The sequence below is a fragment of the Gottfriedia solisilvae genome (assembly GCF_002128405.1).
Classification (GTDB): Bacteria; Bacillota; Bacilli; order Bacillales; family Bacillaceae_G; genus Gottfriedia; species Gottfriedia solisilvae.
Map to the genome: position 1 here is coordinate 1 of NZ_NETJ01000006.1, position 17,137 is coordinate 17,137.

Here is a 17,137-nt window from a genome sequence, read left to right on the forward strand (position 1 = left end):
GAGATGATCAGGTTGATAGGTCAGAGGTGGAAGCGTGGTGACACGTGGAGCTGACTGATACTAATCGGTCGAGGACTTAACTAACAAGTTTGATAATGACATTATCTAGTTTTGAGGGTGCAAAAAATCATTCAATCGTTAAAAAATATTAGCAAAAAGTTATTGACTTTAGTTGGTATTTTGATATAATGATTATTGTCCCAAGAAATTGAATCAAGTGATGATAGCGAAGAGGTCACACCCGTTCCCATACCGAACACGGCAGTTAAGCTCTTCAGCGTCGATGGTAGTTGGGGGTTTCCCCCTGTGAGAGTAGAACGTCGCTTGGTTTGATGGAGGATTAGCTCAGCTGGGAGAGCACCTGCCTTACAAGCAGGGGGTCGGCGGTTCGAGCCCGTCATCCTCCACCATATGCCGACTTAGCTCAATTGGTAGAGCAACTGACTTGTAATCAGTAGGTTGGGGGTTCAAGTCCTCTAGTCGGCACTCTTTTGAGCCATTAGCTCAGTAGGTAGAGCATCTGACTTTTAATCAGAGGGTCGAAGGTTCGAATCCTTCATGGCTCACCATTTTATAGTAAAATATGCGGGTGTGGCGGAATTGGCAGACGCACCAGACTTAGGATCTGGCGCCTATGGCGTGGGGGTTCGAGTCCCTTCACCCGCACCATTTACACTTGTTAAACAGTATATATGCGGAAGTAGTTCAGTGGTAGAATACAACCTTGCCAAGGTTGGGGTCGCGGGTTCGAGCCCCGTCTTCCGCTCCACATATGCTGCCGGGGTGGTGGAATGGCAGACACACAGGACTTAAAATCCTGCGGGGGTTGACCCCGTGCCGGTTCGAGTCCGGCCCTCGGTACCATTTTTAATATGCGCCCGTAGCTCAATTGGATAGAGCGTTTGACTACGGATCAAAAGGTTATGGGTTCGAGTCCTTTCGGGCGCGCCATATTATTTAAAAAGCAATAGATTACCTGTATTCTAAACGGGAAGTGGCTCAGCTTGGTAGAGCACCTGGTTTGGGACCAGGGGGTCGCAGGTTCAAATCCTGTCTTCCCGACCATTTAATTATGGGGCCTTAGCTCAGCTGGGAGAGCGCCTGCCTTGCACGCAGGAGGTCAGCGGTTCGATCCCGCTAGGCTCCACTTAAAAAGTTAAAATTATGGCGGTGTAGCTCAGCTGGCTAGAGCGTACGGTTCATACCCGTGAGGTCGTGGGTTCGACTCCCTCCGCCGCTACTTTTAAGGACCTTTAGCTCAGCTGGTTAGAGCAGACGGCTCATAACCGTCCGGTCGTAGGTTCGAGTCCTACAAGGTCCACCACTAAATATGGAGTAATACCCAAGTCTGGCTGAAGGGATCGGTCTTGAAAACCGACAGGGGTGTAACAGCCCGCGGGGGTTCGAATCCCTCTTACTCCTCCATCTATTTTATTAATTTAATATTCATGGATCTAAATTAATTAGTATCCACATTATCGCGGGGTGGAGCACGAACGAATATGCTTCGAAGGAATAACTTCAGCATACCAATCGAGCTGCTACTTGCAAAAACATCCTGAGATTGGGATGGTCTTAACACGTTAATATTCATGGAACTAAATTAATTAGTATCCACATTATCGCGGGGTGGAGCAGTCTGGTAGCTCGTCGGGCTCATAACCCGAAGGTCGCAGGTTCAAATCCTGTCCCCGCAACCAAATGGTCCCGTGGTGTAGCGGTTAACATGCCTGCCTGTCACGCAGGAGATCGCCGGTTCGATCCCGGTCGGGACCGCCATTTAAATTGGCTCGGTAGCTCAGTCGGTAGAGCAGAGGACTGAAAATCCTCGTGTCGGCGGTTCGATTCCGTCCCGAGCCACCATTTTAAATTTTATATTTAATAATGTAATGCCGACTTAGCTCAATTGGTAGAGCAACTGACTTGTAATCAGTAGGTTGGGGGTTCAAGTCCTCTAGTCGGCACCATTATGGCGATCGTGGCGAAGTGGTTAACGCACCGGATTGTGGTTCCGGCATTCGTGGGTTCGATTCCCATCGGTCGCCCCATTACGCGGGTGTAGTTTAATGGTAAAATAGAAGCCTTCCAAGCTTCGGTCGTGGGTTCGATTCCCATCACCCGCTTTTTTATATAATATTTATGGGCCTATAGCTCAGCTGGTTAGAGCGCACGCCTGATAAGCGTGAGGTCGATGGTTCGAGTCCATTTAGGCCCACCATATATATTATATTATATTATTTATTGTTCCGCAGTAGCTCAGTGGTAGAGCACTCGGCTGTTAACCGAGTGGTCGTAGGTTCGAATCCTACCTGCGGAGCCATTATAGAGAAGTACCCAAGTGGCTCAAGGGGCGCCCCTGCTAAGGGTGTAGATCGCTAACGCGGTGCGAGGGTTCGAATCCCTTCTTCTCTGCCATTTTAACGGCCCGTTGGTCAAGCGGTTAAGACACCGCCCTTTCACGGCGGTAACACGGGTTCGAATCCCGTACGGGTCATATCTAAAGCTCAGTTATTTGTGATAACACAGGTAACTGAGCTTTTTTATTTGTCTAAGAATATTTGTAATATATTTTATTTCTAATATGACAAGTAGAATATGAAATCAAATTTAAAGTTTCAATAAAAAAGTATGTTATAAGATATGAGTCCAAATCAAAATTACAAAGCAAGATATTGAAAGCAGAGTGTATTTTATAATGCTAAAATGTGATTAGGTTGAGTGAGGTGAGGATATGGTGTTACCAAGTGATCAAGATATGTGGGATGCAATTATTCAATGTAATGAAAAGTATGATGGATTGTTTATTTATGCTGTCAAGTCTACTGGTATTTGTTGTAAGCCTTCCTGTAAATCAAGAGCACCTTTAAGAGATAATATTTCATTTTATGCAACTACCACATTAGCAATAGAAGATGGATTCCGTCCTTGTAAAAGATGCCGTCCTGATTTAATCCAAACAAATGAAGAGGAGATTATATATTCTTCCAAACAATATATAGAAGAGCAATATCGCCATTCAATCACATTGGATCGACTTGCTCAACATGTCGGTGTAAGCAAATATCATCTTCAGCGTTTATTTAAAAGAAATACAGGATTGTCACCATTAGAATATGCAACACAATTAAGAATGTCTGACGCAATTGAACACCTGCTTCACACAGAAGTTCCTGTAACAGAATTAGCATTTCATCTTGGATTCAAGAGTACTTCCCATTTTTCGAATTTGTTTCGTCAGCATACAGGATACAGTCCGACGGAATATAGAAAGGAAGGAAAATGATGTCATTTAAAGAGTTAATCGCCTTAATTGGACTGGCTGCTCTGTGGGGAGCATCTTTCTTATTCATTCGAATTGCTGCACCGATATTTGGACCTATTCTTACAATAGAAGGAAGAGTCTCTATTGCTGCGCTGGCTTTGGTATTATATTTAGTAATTACGAGGAAGTCTTTAGGTTTTAGAAAGAGATGGAAACAATATATAATAATTGGTGCATTAAACGCAGCGATTCCCTTTACATTAATTGCAACATCAGCACTCTATTTAACGGCTTCAATGTCATCTATCCTTAATTCATTAACGCCGCTATTCACCGCTATCATTGTATGGGGATGGTTGAATGAAAGCCTTAGTATTAGAAAATGGTTTGGCATATTAGTAGGAGTGATAGGAGTAGTTCTGTTAGTTGGATGGAGTACAATTCCATTCACAAAAGAAATAATTATTGCAATCGGACTAGCGGTATTATCGACAATTTCATATGGGTTTGCAGGCGTATACGCTAAAAAGACTTTTGTAGATGTAGCACCAATATCACTTGCAGCAGGTCAGCAAATTGCCGCATCAATTCTTTTAATTCCGTTTACAATTTTTAATCTTCCTAATACAACAAGTAACTTTTCACTTATACCAATACTAGCTGTCCTAGCATTGGCTTTGTTTTGTACAGCCATTGCTTATCTTTTATATTTTTACTTAATAGAAAATGTAGGACCAACAAAAACACTAAGTGTTACTTTCTTAATTCCAGTTTTCGGAATGATCTGGGGTGTTCTAATACTTAATGAGAAGATTACAATGGGGATGCTAGTAGGGTTTATTGTCATTCTAGTGAGTGTATTTCTTATTTTAGATATTAAATTACCTACTAAATCAAAAGTTTTACAGCACAATGAATTGTAACATTTTTAGCCTACTTACAGTGCTCATAAGCGTGTATGGTAATTAAGATCCTCTTCAGGCTTCATGTCTCGAAAAACATACATTTTATAATAGTCTCTGAAAAACTAATTTTATATAAATTGTAGACCCCAAAAAAGATCTTCTTTATGAAGATCTTTTTTTTATGAGTACTAATTTTGTGGTTTATATTCCAAAAATAGATCATAAATATTTTCTTCCTTATAATCCGACAATCTTCAACATGATTTATTAAATTCATTATTTTCCTGTTTTAAATATGATAAATATGTATGAAATTTTATAGTAAATAACAATTTATCGAATTTTTTTAAGGTTTAACAGATTTATTATGAATATTTATTCCGTATTATTCATTCGACAAAAATTACATAAATACGACAAAGTCAATTATGACAACGTTTTCATGAACAATCATTCATTTTCCAATATTTGTTTATGAATTTTTTTTGCATAATTACAAGGGAAATATATATGTTTGTAGAATATTAAGAACAAGAAGAATATAGAAGATTGTAATGAGGTGAGGATGTTGCTTTTGACACGACCAACTGAATTTGATGTGCATTTATTCCATGAAGGAAATCTATTCAAAAGCTATGAATGCTTTGGCGCACATATAGGGAAGAAGGGGAATAAAAAAGGAACACATTTTACAGTATGGGCACCACATGCAAAGTGTGTTTCAGTTGTCGGAAATTTTAATGACTGGAATGGTTCGGATCATAAAATGGAGAAATTAAACAATGAAGGAATATGGACAATTTTTATTCCTGAAATTGGGCACGGAACAATTTATAAATATGAGATTGTTTCAAATAATGGAGAAGTTCTACTAAAAAGTGATCCATTTGCATTTTATAGTGAGCTTCGCCCTTACACAGCCTCAGTCGTATACGATCTTTCCGGATATAAGTGGAAGGATTCAAAATACCGTAAACAGAAATCAAAAAAAGTAGTTTATGAAGAAGCAGTTTTAATTTATGAAGTACATTTAGGTACTTGGAAAAAGAAAAGTAATGGGGATTTTTATACATATGCTGAATTAGCTAACGAGCTAGTACCTTATGTAAAAGAACATGGCTTTACTCATATAGAATTACTACCTGTTATTGAGCATCCATACGATCGTTCTTGGGGGTACCAAGGAGTCGGATATTACTCAGCGACAAGTCGCTATGGTAATCCACATGAATTAATGAACTTTATTGATGAATGTCATGGGCATGGTATAGGTGTCATTTTAGATTGGGTGCCTGGTCATTTTTGTAAGGATTCACATGGTTTATACATGTTTGATGGGGAACCCACATATGAATATGAAAGTTATGATGTAAGAGAGAACGAAGTTTGGGGTACAGCGAATTTTGACTTATCAAAACCAGAAGTAAGGTCTTTTTTATTGTCAAATGCATTATTTTGGCTAGAAAACTTCCATGTCGATGGTTTCCGAGTCGACGCTGTAGCTAATATTTTGTATTGGAAAGAAGGACATAAAAAAGAAGAGAATCCTTTTGCAGTGTCATTTTTAAGAAAACTAAATGAAGTAGTCTTTGAGTATGATCAGCAAGTTTTAATGATTGCAGAGGATTCCACAGATTGGCCTTTAGTAACAGCTCCTACATATGAAGGTGGCTTAGGATTTAATTTTAAATGGAATATGGGTTGGATGAATGATGTTTTAACCTATATGGAAACAGAACCGTCTGAGAGAAAACATCATCATAACAGAATGACCTTTTCATTCTTATATGCCTTCTCAGAAAATTTTGTTTTGCCATTTTCACATGATGAAGTAGTACATGGTAAGAAATCTTTACTAAATAAAATGCCAGGAAAATATGAGGATAAGTTTGCTCAACTAAGAGTTTTATTAGGTTATTACTTAGCTCATCCTGGAAAGAAGCTTTTGTTTATGGGAAGTGAATTTGGTCAATTCGATGAATGGAAGGATCTGGAGCAATTAGATTGGATGATTTCAGAGTACGAATACCATTCAAAAATGAACGATTATGTTAAGGAATTACTAGCAATCTATAAGAAAAATAAATCATTATACGAAGTTGATAACCATTGGGATGGATTTTCATGGATAGATGCAAATAACGCAGAACAAAGTGTTTTCTCGTTTATTCGAAAAGGTAAAAACAAGGATGATTATGTTATTATCATTTGCAATTTCAGAGAGATTTCTTATGAAACCTATCGAATCGGCGTACCATTTAAGCATCGTTACAAAGAAATTTTATCTAGTGATTATGTAAGATTTGGTGGAGAAAGCAAAATAAATCGTTCGGTTATTGAGACCGATTCAACTCCATTCCATGGTCAACCATATAGCATTGAAATCGCACTACCTGCTTTTAGTTTTACAATCATTCGTCCAGTTAAAATGCGAAAGGGGATTAGCAGCAATGGTTCAGAAAAAATGCGTAGCAATGTTACTAGCAGGAGGGAAGGGAAGTAGACTTAGTTCCCTTACTAAAGAATTAGCAAAACCAGCAGTAGCCTTTGGAGGAAAATACCGAATAATTGATTTTACATTGAGTAACTGTACAAATTCTGGAATTGATACTGTTGGTGTTTTAACGCAATATCAACCACTTGTACTGAATTCATATATTGGTATAGGTAGTGCATGGGACTTGGATCGTTTGAATGGGGGAGTTACTGTATTACCACCATATTCAGAAGCATCTGGTGTCAAATGGTATACAGGAACAGCAAGTGCCATATATCAAAACTTAAACTATATTAAGCAATATCAGCCTGAATACGTGTTAATTCTTTCAGGTGATCATATTTATAAAATGGATTACAGCAAAATGTTAGATTATCACATTGAAAAAGATGCTGATGTATCAATCTCAGTGATCGAAGTTCCAATTGAAGAAGCAAGTCGATTTGGAATTATGAATACGAATGAAGACTTGGACATTATTGAATTTGAAGAAAAGCCGCAATTTCCTAAAAGCAATTTAGCTTCAATGGGAATCTATATTTTCAAATGGAATGTATTAAAGGAATTTTTAGAAATGGATGATCGCAACCCAGAATCAAGCAATGATTTTGGTAAAGATGTCATTCCACTTTTATTAGAAGAAAAGAAGAAAATTGTTGCTTATCCATTCCAAGGATATTGGAAGGATGTAGGAACAGTAAAAAGCTTATGGGAAGCAAATATGGATTTATTAAATGAAGAGAGTGAACTGAATATTTATGACCGTGATTGGCGTATTTATTCTGTGAATCCAAATCAACCTCCACAATATATTGCACCTACTGCAATTGTTGAAGATTCGCTTATTAACGAAGGTTGTGTTGTAGAAGGCTATATTTCACATTCTGTACTATTCCAAGGAGTGACAATTGGTGAAGGCAGTTTTATAAAAGATTCAGTTGTCATGCCTGGGTGTGTAATAGGTAAAGATGTAAAAATAGAAAATGCGGTTGTCGCTCCGGGTATGGTAGTAGCTGATGGCTCAGTATTACGTCCAGAAAAAGAATATGAAGAAGTCATATTAGTGACAAACGAAGTATAAGAGGTGGCTCATTCCTCATAAAGAATAATAGATTGAGAGGGGTATTCGATGAAACAAACTATGCTGGGTATAATTGAGGCTTCTACACATTTTGAATCTTTAAAACCATTAACAAAGCATCGACCACTTGCAACGCTTCCTTACGCTGGTCGTTATCGCTTAATTGATTTTATGTTAAGTAATATGGTGAACTCTGGAATTACAAGTGTAGCTGTATTTCCTGATCAGCCTTATCGTTCAATTATTGATCATTTAGGTTCGGGTAAGCACTGGGATTTGAATAGAAAGCATGATGGCTTATTCATATTTACACCTGAACCAACTGATGGAGCATTTGGCACGTTTGATTTTATCGAAAAACATATTCAATTTTTACAGCGTTCTACGCAGAAGTATGTAGTTGTAGCAAATACATATACAATTTGTTCTGTTGATTTTAGACCAATTTTAAAACGACATATTGATACAGATGCAGCAATTACAGAGCTGACGCAATTTGGTAAATCTTTAAATATTTACTTCCTTGAAAAAGATCTATTGTTGAAACTATTTGAGAACTTCCATGAAAAAGGATACGAAACAATCATGGACGTTGTTCGTGATAAAAATAATGGAGTAATGTTAAGTGGATACGAAATTCCACAGCAAGTAGCAATCATTCAGACGATTGAGGACTATTTCGAGAACAGTATGAAATTATTAAATCCAGAAGTTTGGAATCAATTATTCTTAAAATCATATCCAGTCTTTACGAAAGTAAAAGATGAACCACCTACGAAATATTCAAAAGAAGCAGTCGTAAAAAATTCAATTGTTGCTAATGGATGTGTAATTGAAGGTACTGTAGAAAATAGTATTATCTCTCGAGCTGTGAAAATTGGAAAAAATACAATTATTCGTAATTGTGTTGTTATGCAAAAATCAATCATTGGAGATAACTGTATATTAGATGGAGTTATTTTAGATAAAGATGTACGGATCGAAGAAGGTGTCGAAATGAAAGGGAGTTTAAATGAGCCAATTGTTCTTCAGAAAGGCTCAGTTCAAGGAGCGTTGATTCAGTGGTAAATGTATTATATATTGTTTCGGAATGTGTACCATTTGTTAAATCAGGAGGGCTTGCAGATGTTGCAGGTGCCCTCCCTAAATATTTAAATAAACTAAATTTGAATGTACGTGTAATGCTTCCATTTTATTCTCAAATCCCCGCTAAATATCGCGAAGAAGCGAAATTAGTGAAAGAACTTGAGGTAAAACTAGGCTGGAGAAATCAATATTGTGGTCTATATGAATTACAGGTTGAAGGATTGACTTATTATTTTATTGATAATGAGTACTATTTTAATCGTGATAAATTATATGGACAATACGATGATGGAGAGCGCTTTGCGTTCTTTTCTATTGCAGCTATTGAATGTATTCGCGAGCTAGATTTTATACCTGATGTTGTTCATTGCCATGATTGGCATACAGCTATGATTCCATTTTTTATAAAGGAATATGGTGCACTAAAAGATTTAAATCCGGATTTAAAGTCAGTTTTTACGATTCACAATTTGCAATTCCAAGGTGTTTTCCCAAAAATGGTAATGGATGATATTTTGGGCATTGATGAAGTATATTTCAACAATGATTATTTGAAATTTTATGATTGTATCAACTTTATGAAGGCTGGCATTATTGCTAGTGATATAGTCACAACTGTAAGTCCAACTTATAAAGAAGAAATTAAACATGAGTTTTTTGGAGAGCAATTAGATGGTCTTCTAAGGTCTCAAGACCATAAATTATTTGGAATTGTAAATGGGATTGATGAAACGATTTATAATCCAGCAACAGATTCAAAAATTCATACGAATTATGATGAGTTTACAATTGAAAAGAAAGCTGAAAATAAAACGAAATTACAGGAATCATTAGCATTGCAAGTGGATGAAAATATTCCAATAATAGCTATGGTCTCTCGTTTAACGAGTCAAAAAGGAATTGACTTGATTCAGCATGTATTTCCACAACTAATGGATCACAATGTGCAAGTCATTATTTTGGGTACTGGTGAAGAGGAATTTGAACATTTCTTTAAAGCGATGGAACATAATTATTATGATAAAGTAAGGTCTTATATCGGTTTTGACGAAAATTTTGCTCATCAGATTTATGCAGGTGCTGATTTATTCCTTATGCCATCTTTATTTGAACCATGTGGATTAGGACAGTTGATCGCGATGAAATACGGCTGTGTGCCAATCGTTAGAGAAACTGGGGGCCTAAACGATACGGTCCAATCATATAATGAAAAGACGAAGAGCGGTAATGGTTTTTCTTTCAGTAACTATAATGCACACGATATGCTTTTTACAATCGAACGTGCGCTTACTATTTATAACCAAAAACAACATCGAAAAGCGGTTCTTAAAAATGCTATGAATCGAGACTCAAGCTGGTTGCAGTCTGCAAAAGAGTATACAAAACTATATTTGCAATCTACAAAGTAAATCATTTAAGGCGAGGTGGTTCCATGTTTTCTAGTGTGGAGGAGTTTGAATGGAATTATAAAGAAAAACTAGAAAGTATGCATGGAAAAAGTATTTCTGAAAGTTCTATTCAAGAACAATATGAAACGCTTGGAACAATGATTCGAGAATATATAAGCGAAGATTGGTTGGCTACAAGTGAACAGTATCGTTTGGAACGAAAAAAACAAGTGTACTACTTATCTATTGAGTTCCTTTTAGGAAAACTTTTGAAGAGTAATTTAATTCATCTAGGACTAAGAGAATTATGTGAATCTGGTCTGAATAAGCTTGGAATATCGCTAGCTACATTAGAGGAATTTGAAAGCGATGCAGGACTTGGAAATGGAGGACTAGGAAGATTAGCTGCCTGTTTCCTAGATTCATTAGCTTCTCAGAATTTACCAGGTCATGGATGTGGCATTCGCTACAAACATGGCCTATTCGACCAAAAAATAGTTGATGGGTATCAAGTTGAACTTCCTGAGCAGTGGCTGAAGTATGGGAATGTCTGGGAAGTTAGAAGAGATGATCAATCAATTGATGTGTTATTTGGAGGAGAAGTTGAAGCATATAAGAGTAAAGATCGTTTAGAGTTTCGTGTACATGGAGCTGAGGCAATAAAGGCTGTTCCTTATGACTTACCAATCATCGGCTATCATACAAATACTGTAAATACTTTAAGACTTTGGAGTGCTGAAGCTTCTTCTCATTCTTCTAATAAATCTTTGATGAAATATAAGCGGGAAGCAGAAGCAGTTTCGGAATTCTTATATCCTGATGATACGCATGACGAAGGGAAAATTTTACGATTAAAGCAGCAGTACTTTTTAGTTTCTGCAAGTATACAAAGAATAGTAGATTCATATAAAGAACAATATGGTGATATTCGTAAGTTTCATCATGAAATTGCTATTCATGTGAACGATACTCATCCTGTATTGGCTATTCCTGAGTTAATGAGAATTTTAATAGATATTGAAAAGCTCTCTTGGGAAGAAGCATGGGAGATTACTACACAAACAATCTCATACACGAACCATACCACATTATCAGAAGCACTTGAGAAGTGGAGAATTGATTTATTTCAGCCATTGCTTCCAAGAATTTATATGATTGTTGAAGAAATTAATGAGAGATATTGCAAAGAGTTGTGGAAGAAATATCCTGGTGATTGGCGTCGTATAGAAAATATGGCCATAATTGCTCATGGAGTTGTCAAAATGGCCCATTTAGCAATTGTGGGAAGTAAAAGTGTTAATGGCGTAGCCGAAATTCATACAGAAATTTTAAAGCAAAGAGAAATGAAGTTATTTTACGAATATGAACCAGCTAAATTTAATAATAAAACCAATGGAATCACTCATAGGCGATGGTTACTCCAATGTAACCCAGAGTTAAGTGGTCTAATTAGGGACTCGATTGGTGATGACTGGATCTATGAACCAACGCAATTAGATAATCTATTAAAATATGAAAATGATGAATCTTTTTTAAATGAATTGATGCTAGTTAAGAAAAAAAGAAAAGAAGTATTAGAAAACTATGTTCATTACACTAATGGAATTGCTTTAGATACGGATTCAATTTTTGATATTCAAGTGAAGCGAATGCATGCATATAAGCGTCAGTTATTGAATGTTTTTCACATAATGTATTTATATAATAGATTAAAAGAGGATTCGCATTTTAAAATGCATCCGAGGACATTCATATTTGGTGCAAAAGCGTCCCCAGGGTATTATTACGCGAAAAAAATAATAAAACTTATCCATTCTGTTGCTAATATTGTCAATAATGATCGTTATATTAATCAATTCATTAAAGTCATATTTGTTGAAAATTATCGAGTTTCATTAGGCGAAATGATTTTTCCAGCAGCAGATGTTAGTGAACAAATTTCAACTGCAAGTAAGGAAGCCTCAGGAACTGGCAATATGAAATTTATGATGAATGGCGCATTAACAATTGGAACATTAGATGGTGCGAATATTGAAATTTTAAGAGAAGTTGGTGAGAATAATATATTTACGTTTGGACTGACGGCTGATGAGGTGTTAAATTATTATCAGCATGGTGGGTACAAAAGTAGTGACTATTATCACCACGATTCTCGTATTAAAAAAGTTCTTGATCAGTTACTTTATGGACTATTTCCATTACCAAGAGTTGAATTTGAAGAAATATTTGATTCACTTATGTCATATAATGATGAATATTTCTTACTAAGAGATTTTTCATCATATGTAAAAGCGCATGATAAAATAAATCATTCTTACCAGAATAAACGAGAGTGGGCTACAAAAAGCCTATATAATGTAGCGAAATCAGGTTTCTTTACAAGTGATCGTACAATTCGTGAGTATGCATCTGATATTTGGAATATACAGCAAAGAAGTTTTCATCATTCCTAACCTCCTTTTTGTTTTAAGGAGGTTTTTCACATAATAGTGAAACAGAAAGGGGAGTTAAGTTGAAATTCCTTTCAGTTGATTACGATCTTGCTTTAGAATTAGTACAGTGTTGTATACAGACTTATAAACAGTGGGAAAATGATGGGAAATTTATGGTACCAGCAAATTACTCACTAGTTTGTGGATTTAAAGCTTGTGCAATTATTGAGATGGAGTGGTTTGGATATGTTATTGAAAATGAAAACTCACTCATTATTGCCTTTAGAGGAACAAAATCTGACTTAGATTGGCTAGCGGATTTAAAGGTTGAACAAGAATTATTTCCTTATGCAATGAACAGTGGTAGTGTACATTCTGGATTTCTATCTATTTATAAATCTTGTAGAGAAGTATTGTTAGAAATTGTAAAAGAAAGAGCAACCAATAAAAAAGTATATATAACAGGTCATAGCTTAGGTGGCTCTCTCGCTACTTTATTTGGGTTTGAGTTAGCAATGACCAACTTATGTACTCCGAATGTGTATAGTTTTGGAGCACCAAAGGTTGGAAATAAACAATTCAAAGAGAAATATGATGAATTTGTTCGACAAAGTATAAGATTCGTTAATATTTATGATGTTGTCCCACTCAGTCCACCATTTAAAGTTGAAATCAAGCCACTAAATCTATATTTAGAATATTTACACGTTCAGCAGGCTATAACATTCGCGATCAATAAGGGTTCGATTACAAAAAGTCACAATATCATGACATATGTAGATGGTGTTAATAAGATGAAGCTTAAATATGACTATACACCAACCTTTACGTTTAAATTCCGTGATGAAGAAGAACTATTGATAGAGCAAACAAAATGAACACAATCATATCTATTTTTAACTGAAAAAAAGAAGATCCACTTATAGTGGATCTTCTTTTTTATATTTAAAATTAATCATTACCGTCTAATAAGTTTCCAATTCCTCCAAGGATGCTTCCTTCACCGCTTGATGAAGAAGGTAAATACTGACCAATTCTTGATGCTAATCTTGCTAATGTTAATGATTGAACCCAAATCGTTCCAGGTCCTTGTAATGTAGCGAAGAATAATCCTTCACCGCCAAATAGTGCAGTTTTTACATTTCCAACATACTCGATTTCATAGTTTACATCACCAGTAAAGGCAACAATACAACCAGTATCAATTTTTACTTTTTCGCCAGGTTGAAGCGTTTTTTGATAAATTGAACCGCCTGCATGCAAGAAAGCAAGGCCATCACCTTCAACCTTTTGCATAATAAAACCTTCTCCACCAAAAAGACCTGTACTTAATTTTTTACGGAACTCAATACCAACTGAAACGCCTTTTGCAGCAGCTAAAAACGAGTCCTTCTGACAAATCACTTTATTTCCATACTCCTGTAAGTCTAATGGTATGATAGACCCTGGGTAGGGGGCAGAAAAGCTAACTGTTTTAAGACTATTAGCGTTATTTGTAAAGCTCGTCATGAACAAGCTTTCACCTGTTACTAAGCGTTTACCAGCACCTACTAATTTCCCAAAAAGACCACCTGATTGTGGAGATCCATCCCCAAAAATTGTTTCAAGATCGATGCCGTCATCCATCATCATCATTGCGCCAGCTTCAGCAACAACACTTTCTTTTGGATCTAGTTCAACTTGAACAAACTGCATATCATGTCCGTGGATTTTGTATGTAACTTCATGTGCTTTTCTCATTTTTACATTCCTCCTAAAGAATAAATATACAACTTTTTTAATACTAATTTCTAGGTTTTTATTAAAAAAATAACCAAAATTTTACATAGTTCTATGTTCTATTATGACTTAATATAACAGAAAAAAATCATAATAAAACCTTACAATATCTATCTATATTTTAAATGATAAATTGTATGAATTATATAAAAATTTTACCAGAAAATGAGATTTAGTATCATTGACGCTTATTTTTATATATGATATATTTAAATTACTATTAACTGCATATTCATTTGAAGGTAAGAAATTAACGATCCATTTGCACTACAAAATTTTTAGTACTGCTCATATTTTTCTTTGTCTTGGAAAGAAGTAATGACCACTTTCAATGTTGTAGCAATCTTAACTTGATTGACAATGACGTTCTTTTTCTTAATCCCTCTTTATGCACGTTTTAATAGTGTATAAATGTATTTCTAGGAGGTATTATCGATGGAATTCGGTAAAGTTAAATGGTTTAACAGCGAAAAAGGATTTGGATTCATCCAAACTGAAGGTGGAAACGACGTATTCGTACACTTCTCTGCTATTCAAGGCGAAGGTTTCAAAACTTTAGAAGAAGGTCAAGAAGTTAGCTTCGAAATCATCGAAGGTAACCGTGGACCACAAGCTGCTAACGTAAACAAAAAATAATTTTTGTTATGTCTAAGGCATCCTCTTGTAGGGTGCCTTTTTATTTATGAAACTAGTAATCTATTCATTTCCTCCAATCCACGAAAAGTGTAAAGATGACGTTTTCTAAATAAAAACACGCATTTTAAAAATGCGTGTTTTATGTGAATATTAATATTTGTCTATGTCCTTTGCATCGATGCTATCCAATTCTCCATTTAGTGCTTGTTCTTCATAATCATCTAGTTCTCTTTCATATTGTTCATGTTTTTTTGTTGGATAGACTGTTCGATTATTTCCATATATATCTGTTCCGATAAAATTCTCAAACTCTTCCACATAACCGACGTTTTCATAACTTTCAGTGTATGTGTCATCATATTCCTGAATATTGTTAAATTCAAAATCTGATGGCGTTTGAGAGCTTCCATATCGTTCTACAGCTTGTAATGAATCTTCAGCGTCGAACATCATTGATCGATCTTTTTTATCCCTAGCAAATGGTGGAGTTAGAACTTCTTCTTCAATTGGACGATCGTACTCTCTATTGGAACTAGAAATATGTTGATCATGAGCATGTTCAATCATTGTTTTAGCTGTTGGGAGTGCTTCTAGTCGGTCAAATGGAATTTCTTCACCACTTACTTCACAAATCCCATATGTCCCATTTTCAATTTTTTGTAAAGCAGCATCAACATCAACTAATTCATTTCTTAGGTGTTCGTGAAGTGCAATATCTTTTTCACGTTCAAATAATTCTGTACCTAAATCACCTGGGTGATTATCTGCAAGAGAAAGCTCATCAACAGAGTCTCTTAATGAGTAAGGTGTAAACGCAGGGTCTTCAAGTCTCTCTTGTATATGTTTTTTCTGCTCTAAAAGATTGGATTTTAATGTTTGAAGCTGTGTTTGTGAAAGCATCATGCTCCCCCTTTTCAATAAATGGATATGGCTATCCATATTTTGTTCAAAAAGGAGGAAAACATGAGTTAAGTTTTTTGAGGAATTGAATCGACTTACTTAGGAAAGAATATTTCCAATTATTAATCCGATTACGATTAGAAAGCCCATTATTGTATTTGTCTTTGCTGTAGCAGCCATTGCCGGCATCATTTCAATTGGTTCAGTTTTACCAATAAATCCTTTAGTTGCTTTAATTGCTAAAGGTATGCTTAGTAATGAAATAAGAACAAATGGCGTCATCAATTTTGCAATGACAAATGCTACAACTAAAGCATATGCAACTACAAACATTGAACCGATAAAAATAATTGAATTTTTTTTGCCTAATAAGATAACAAGTGTTTTTCGTCCATTTTCCTTGTCGTTATCTAAGTCACGAATATTGTTTGCTGTTAATATTGCACCGATTGTAATTGAAGTTGGTAATGATAGTAACAATATTTTTGTTGGTACACTACCAGCTTGGATATAGTAAGTAATTCCGATAATCACGACACCCATAAAAAATCCAGCAACTAACTCGCCAAATGGAGTGTAAGCAATTGGGTATGGCCCCCCAGTGTATAAATAAGCTGCTGTCATACAAATTATTCCAATTACTGCGATCCACCAGCTGCTTTGCATACAAATATAAATACCTAAAAGGACTGAAATACCAAAAAAAGTAAAAGCTAGCTGTAATACAGTTGAGGGCTTAATTCCATCTCTTACAATTGCTCCGCCAATACCGACTGAGCCTTCATGGTCTAAACCTCTCTTATAATCATAATACTCATTAATCATGTTAGCAGCTGCTTGAATTAATAAACTTGCTACAAGCATTGCAATAAATAAAAGTGTATGAAATGAATCATCAATATGTGCCAATATTGAACCTATCGCAACAGGAATGAAGGCTGCGGTTAATGTATGTGGTCTTAATAAATTCCACCATGTTCGAAAACCTGTTGAGGAGGTTGGAGATTGAATAGTTGGTTGCATATTTAACATCCTCCTTATTTATATTATTTGAAAATGTAGATCGTTTTAGTTTAAAAAAGTATGGACGAACTTCATAAAATTGACAGTCTACATTCATCGTTGTATCTTTAGTTATATCATGTATTTACGTATATTAAAGCTAGGGGGA

General features: G+C 35.7%; 12 protein-coding genes, 22 tRNA genes and 2 rRNA genes. 33 read left to right on the forward strand and 3 right to left on the reverse strand.

What is annotated here, in order from left to right; all coding sequences use genetic code 11:
* The 32 genes from CAB05_RS17930 to CAB05_RS18085 form a co-directional block, all read left to right on the forward strand.
* Positions 1–84: ribosomal RNA gene (locus tag CAB05_RS17930) — 23S ribosomal RNA — on the forward strand; the annotation flags it as partial.
* Positions 85–213: 129 nt separating this feature from the next.
* Positions 214–329: ribosomal RNA gene (rrf, locus tag CAB05_RS17935) — 5S ribosomal RNA — on the forward strand.
* Between the two features lie 5 nt (positions 330–334).
* Positions 335–410: transfer RNA gene (locus tag CAB05_RS17940), tRNA-Val, on the forward strand.
* 3 nt (positions 411–413) lie between these two features.
* Positions 414–486 (forward strand) — tRNA-Thr (locus tag CAB05_RS17945).
* 7 nt (positions 487–493) lie between these two features.
* Positions 494–569: transfer RNA gene (locus tag CAB05_RS17950), tRNA-Lys, on the forward strand.
* 16 nt (positions 570–585) lie between these two features.
* Positions 586–669 (forward strand) — tRNA-Leu (locus CAB05_RS17955).
* Between the two features lie 25 nt (positions 670–694).
* A tRNA-Gly gene (locus CAB05_RS17960) sits at positions 695–769 on the forward strand.
* Positions 770–777: 8 nt separating this feature from the next.
* Positions 778–864 (forward strand) — tRNA-Leu (locus tag CAB05_RS17965).
* Between the two features lie 10 nt (positions 865–874).
* Positions 875–951 (forward strand) — tRNA-Arg (locus CAB05_RS17970).
* Between the two features lie 37 nt (positions 952–988).
* Positions 989–1,065, forward strand: a tRNA-Pro gene (locus CAB05_RS17975).
* Positions 1,066–1,074: 9 nt separating this feature from the next.
* A tRNA-Ala gene (locus CAB05_RS17980) sits at positions 1,075–1,147 on the forward strand.
* Positions 1,148–1,166: 19 nt separating this feature from the next.
* Positions 1,167–1,240 (forward strand) — tRNA-Met (locus tag CAB05_RS17985).
* A gap of 7 nt (positions 1,241–1,247) precedes the next feature.
* Positions 1,248–1,324: transfer RNA gene (locus tag CAB05_RS17990), tRNA-Ile, on the forward strand.
* An 8-nt stretch (positions 1,325–1,332) separates the two neighbouring features.
* Positions 1,333–1,425: transfer RNA gene (locus CAB05_RS17995), tRNA-Ser, on the forward strand.
* Between the two features lie 198 nt (positions 1,426–1,623).
* Positions 1,624–1,700 (forward strand) — tRNA-Met (locus tag CAB05_RS18000).
* 3 nt (positions 1,701–1,703) lie between these two features.
* Positions 1,704–1,779, forward strand: a tRNA-Asp gene (locus tag CAB05_RS18005).
* 8 nt (positions 1,780–1,787) lie between these two features.
* Positions 1,788–1,863: transfer RNA gene (locus CAB05_RS18010), tRNA-Phe, on the forward strand.
* Positions 1,864–1,891: 28 nt separating this feature from the next.
* Positions 1,892–1,967, forward strand: a tRNA-Thr gene (locus CAB05_RS18015).
* Positions 1,968–1,972: 5 nt separating this feature from the next.
* Positions 1,973–2,048, forward strand: a tRNA-His gene (locus tag CAB05_RS18020).
* Between the two features lie 4 nt (positions 2,049–2,052).
* Positions 2,053–2,123 (forward strand) — tRNA-Gly (locus tag CAB05_RS18025).
* An 18-nt stretch (positions 2,124–2,141) separates the two neighbouring features.
* Positions 2,142–2,218, forward strand: a tRNA-Ile gene (locus CAB05_RS18030).
* Positions 2,219–2,245: 27 nt separating this feature from the next.
* A tRNA-Asn gene (locus tag CAB05_RS18035) sits at positions 2,246–2,320 on the forward strand.
* Positions 2,321–2,324: 4 nt separating this feature from the next.
* Positions 2,325–2,415, forward strand: a tRNA-Ser gene (locus CAB05_RS18040).
* Positions 2,416–2,422: 7 nt separating this feature from the next.
* A tRNA-Glu gene (locus CAB05_RS18045) sits at positions 2,423–2,494 on the forward strand.
* A gap of 237 nt (positions 2,495–2,731) precedes the next feature.
* Positions 2,732–3,283, forward strand: a complete 552-nt coding sequence (locus tag CAB05_RS18050; protein WP_088002431.1) for a bifunctional transcriptional activator/DNA repair enzyme AdaA — start codon at positions 2,732–2,734, stop codon at positions 3,281–3,283.
* The gene (locus CAB05_RS18055) at positions 3,283–4,185 is read left to right on the forward strand and encodes a DMT family transporter (RefSeq protein ID WP_088002434.1); all 903 of its coding nucleotides are present in this window, start codon (positions 3,283–3,285) and stop codon (positions 4,183–4,185) included. The genes CAB05_RS18050 and CAB05_RS18055 overlap by 1 nt, the downstream gene beginning before the upstream one ends.
* A 547-nt stretch (positions 4,186–4,732) precedes the next feature.
* Positions 4,733–6,670 (forward strand): 1,4-alpha-glucan branching protein GlgB, encoded by a 1,938-nt coding sequence (gene glgB, locus CAB05_RS18060; protein ID WP_142283129.1) that lies wholly within the window; start codon positions 4,733–4,735, stop codon positions 6,668–6,670.
* Positions 6,618–7,745: a glucose-1-phosphate adenylyltransferase gene (locus tag CAB05_RS18065; RefSeq protein WP_088002437.1), complete on the forward strand. Its 1,128-nt coding sequence runs from the start codon at positions 6,618–6,620 to the stop codon at positions 7,743–7,745. Before glgB ends, CAB05_RS18065 begins: the two co-directional genes overlap by 53 nt.
* A 48-nt stretch (positions 7,746–7,793) precedes the next feature.
* Positions 7,794–8,813 (forward strand): GlgC family sugar phosphate nucleotidyltransferase, encoded by a 1,020-nt coding sequence (locus tag CAB05_RS18070; protein WP_088002440.1) that lies wholly within the window; start codon positions 7,794–7,796, stop codon positions 8,811–8,813.
* On the forward strand, positions 8,807–10,240 hold the full coding sequence (glgA, locus tag CAB05_RS18075) for a glycogen synthase GlgA (protein ID WP_088002443.1): 1,434 nt from the start codon (positions 8,807–8,809) through the stop codon (positions 10,238–10,240). Before CAB05_RS18070 ends, glgA begins: the two co-directional genes overlap by 7 nt.
* 23 nt (positions 10,241–10,263) lie before the next feature.
* Complete coding sequence (locus CAB05_RS18080) at positions 10,264–12,672, forward strand: glycogen/starch/alpha-glucan phosphorylase (protein ID WP_088002446.1); 2,409 nt, start codon at positions 10,264–10,266, stop codon at positions 12,670–12,672.
* Between the two features lie 59 nt (positions 12,673–12,731).
* Positions 12,732–13,529: a lipase family protein gene (locus tag CAB05_RS18085; RefSeq protein WP_088002448.1), complete on the forward strand. Its 798-nt coding sequence runs from the start codon at positions 12,732–12,734 to the stop codon at positions 13,527–13,529.
* Between the two features lie 73 nt (positions 13,530–13,602).
* Here the strand turns inward: CAB05_RS18085 and CAB05_RS18090 are convergent, their stop codons facing one another.
* Positions 13,603–14,391, reverse strand: coding sequence for a TIGR00266 family protein (locus CAB05_RS18090; RefSeq protein WP_088002452.1), 789 nt, complete (start codon positions 14,389–14,391; stop codon positions 13,603–13,605).
* Positions 14,392–14,865: 474 nt separating this feature from the next.
* Here CAB05_RS18090 and CAB05_RS18095 point away from each other — a divergent pair, with 474 nt between their 5' ends.
* Positions 14,866–15,066, forward strand: a complete 201-nt coding sequence (locus CAB05_RS18095) for a cold-shock protein (RefSeq protein ID WP_088002455.1) — start codon at positions 14,866–14,868, stop codon at positions 15,064–15,066.
* Between the two features lie 150 nt (positions 15,067–15,216).
* On the opposite strand, the gene CAB05_RS18100 is transcribed toward CAB05_RS18095, so the two are convergent.
* Together CAB05_RS18100 and CAB05_RS18105 are read right to left on the reverse strand one after the other, a co-directional pair.
* A complete protein-coding gene (locus tag CAB05_RS18100; RefSeq protein ID WP_088002458.1) occupies positions 15,217–15,966 on the reverse strand; it encodes a TraR/DksA C4-type zinc finger protein in 750 nt (249 codons plus the stop codon).
* A 99-nt stretch (positions 15,967–16,065) separates the two neighbouring features.
* Positions 16,066–16,998 (reverse strand): 1,4-dihydroxy-2-naphthoate polyprenyltransferase, encoded by a 933-nt coding sequence (locus tag CAB05_RS18105; protein WP_371870363.1) that lies wholly within the window; start codon positions 16,996–16,998, stop codon positions 16,066–16,068.
* Between the last annotated feature and the right edge of the window lie 139 nt (positions 16,999–17,137).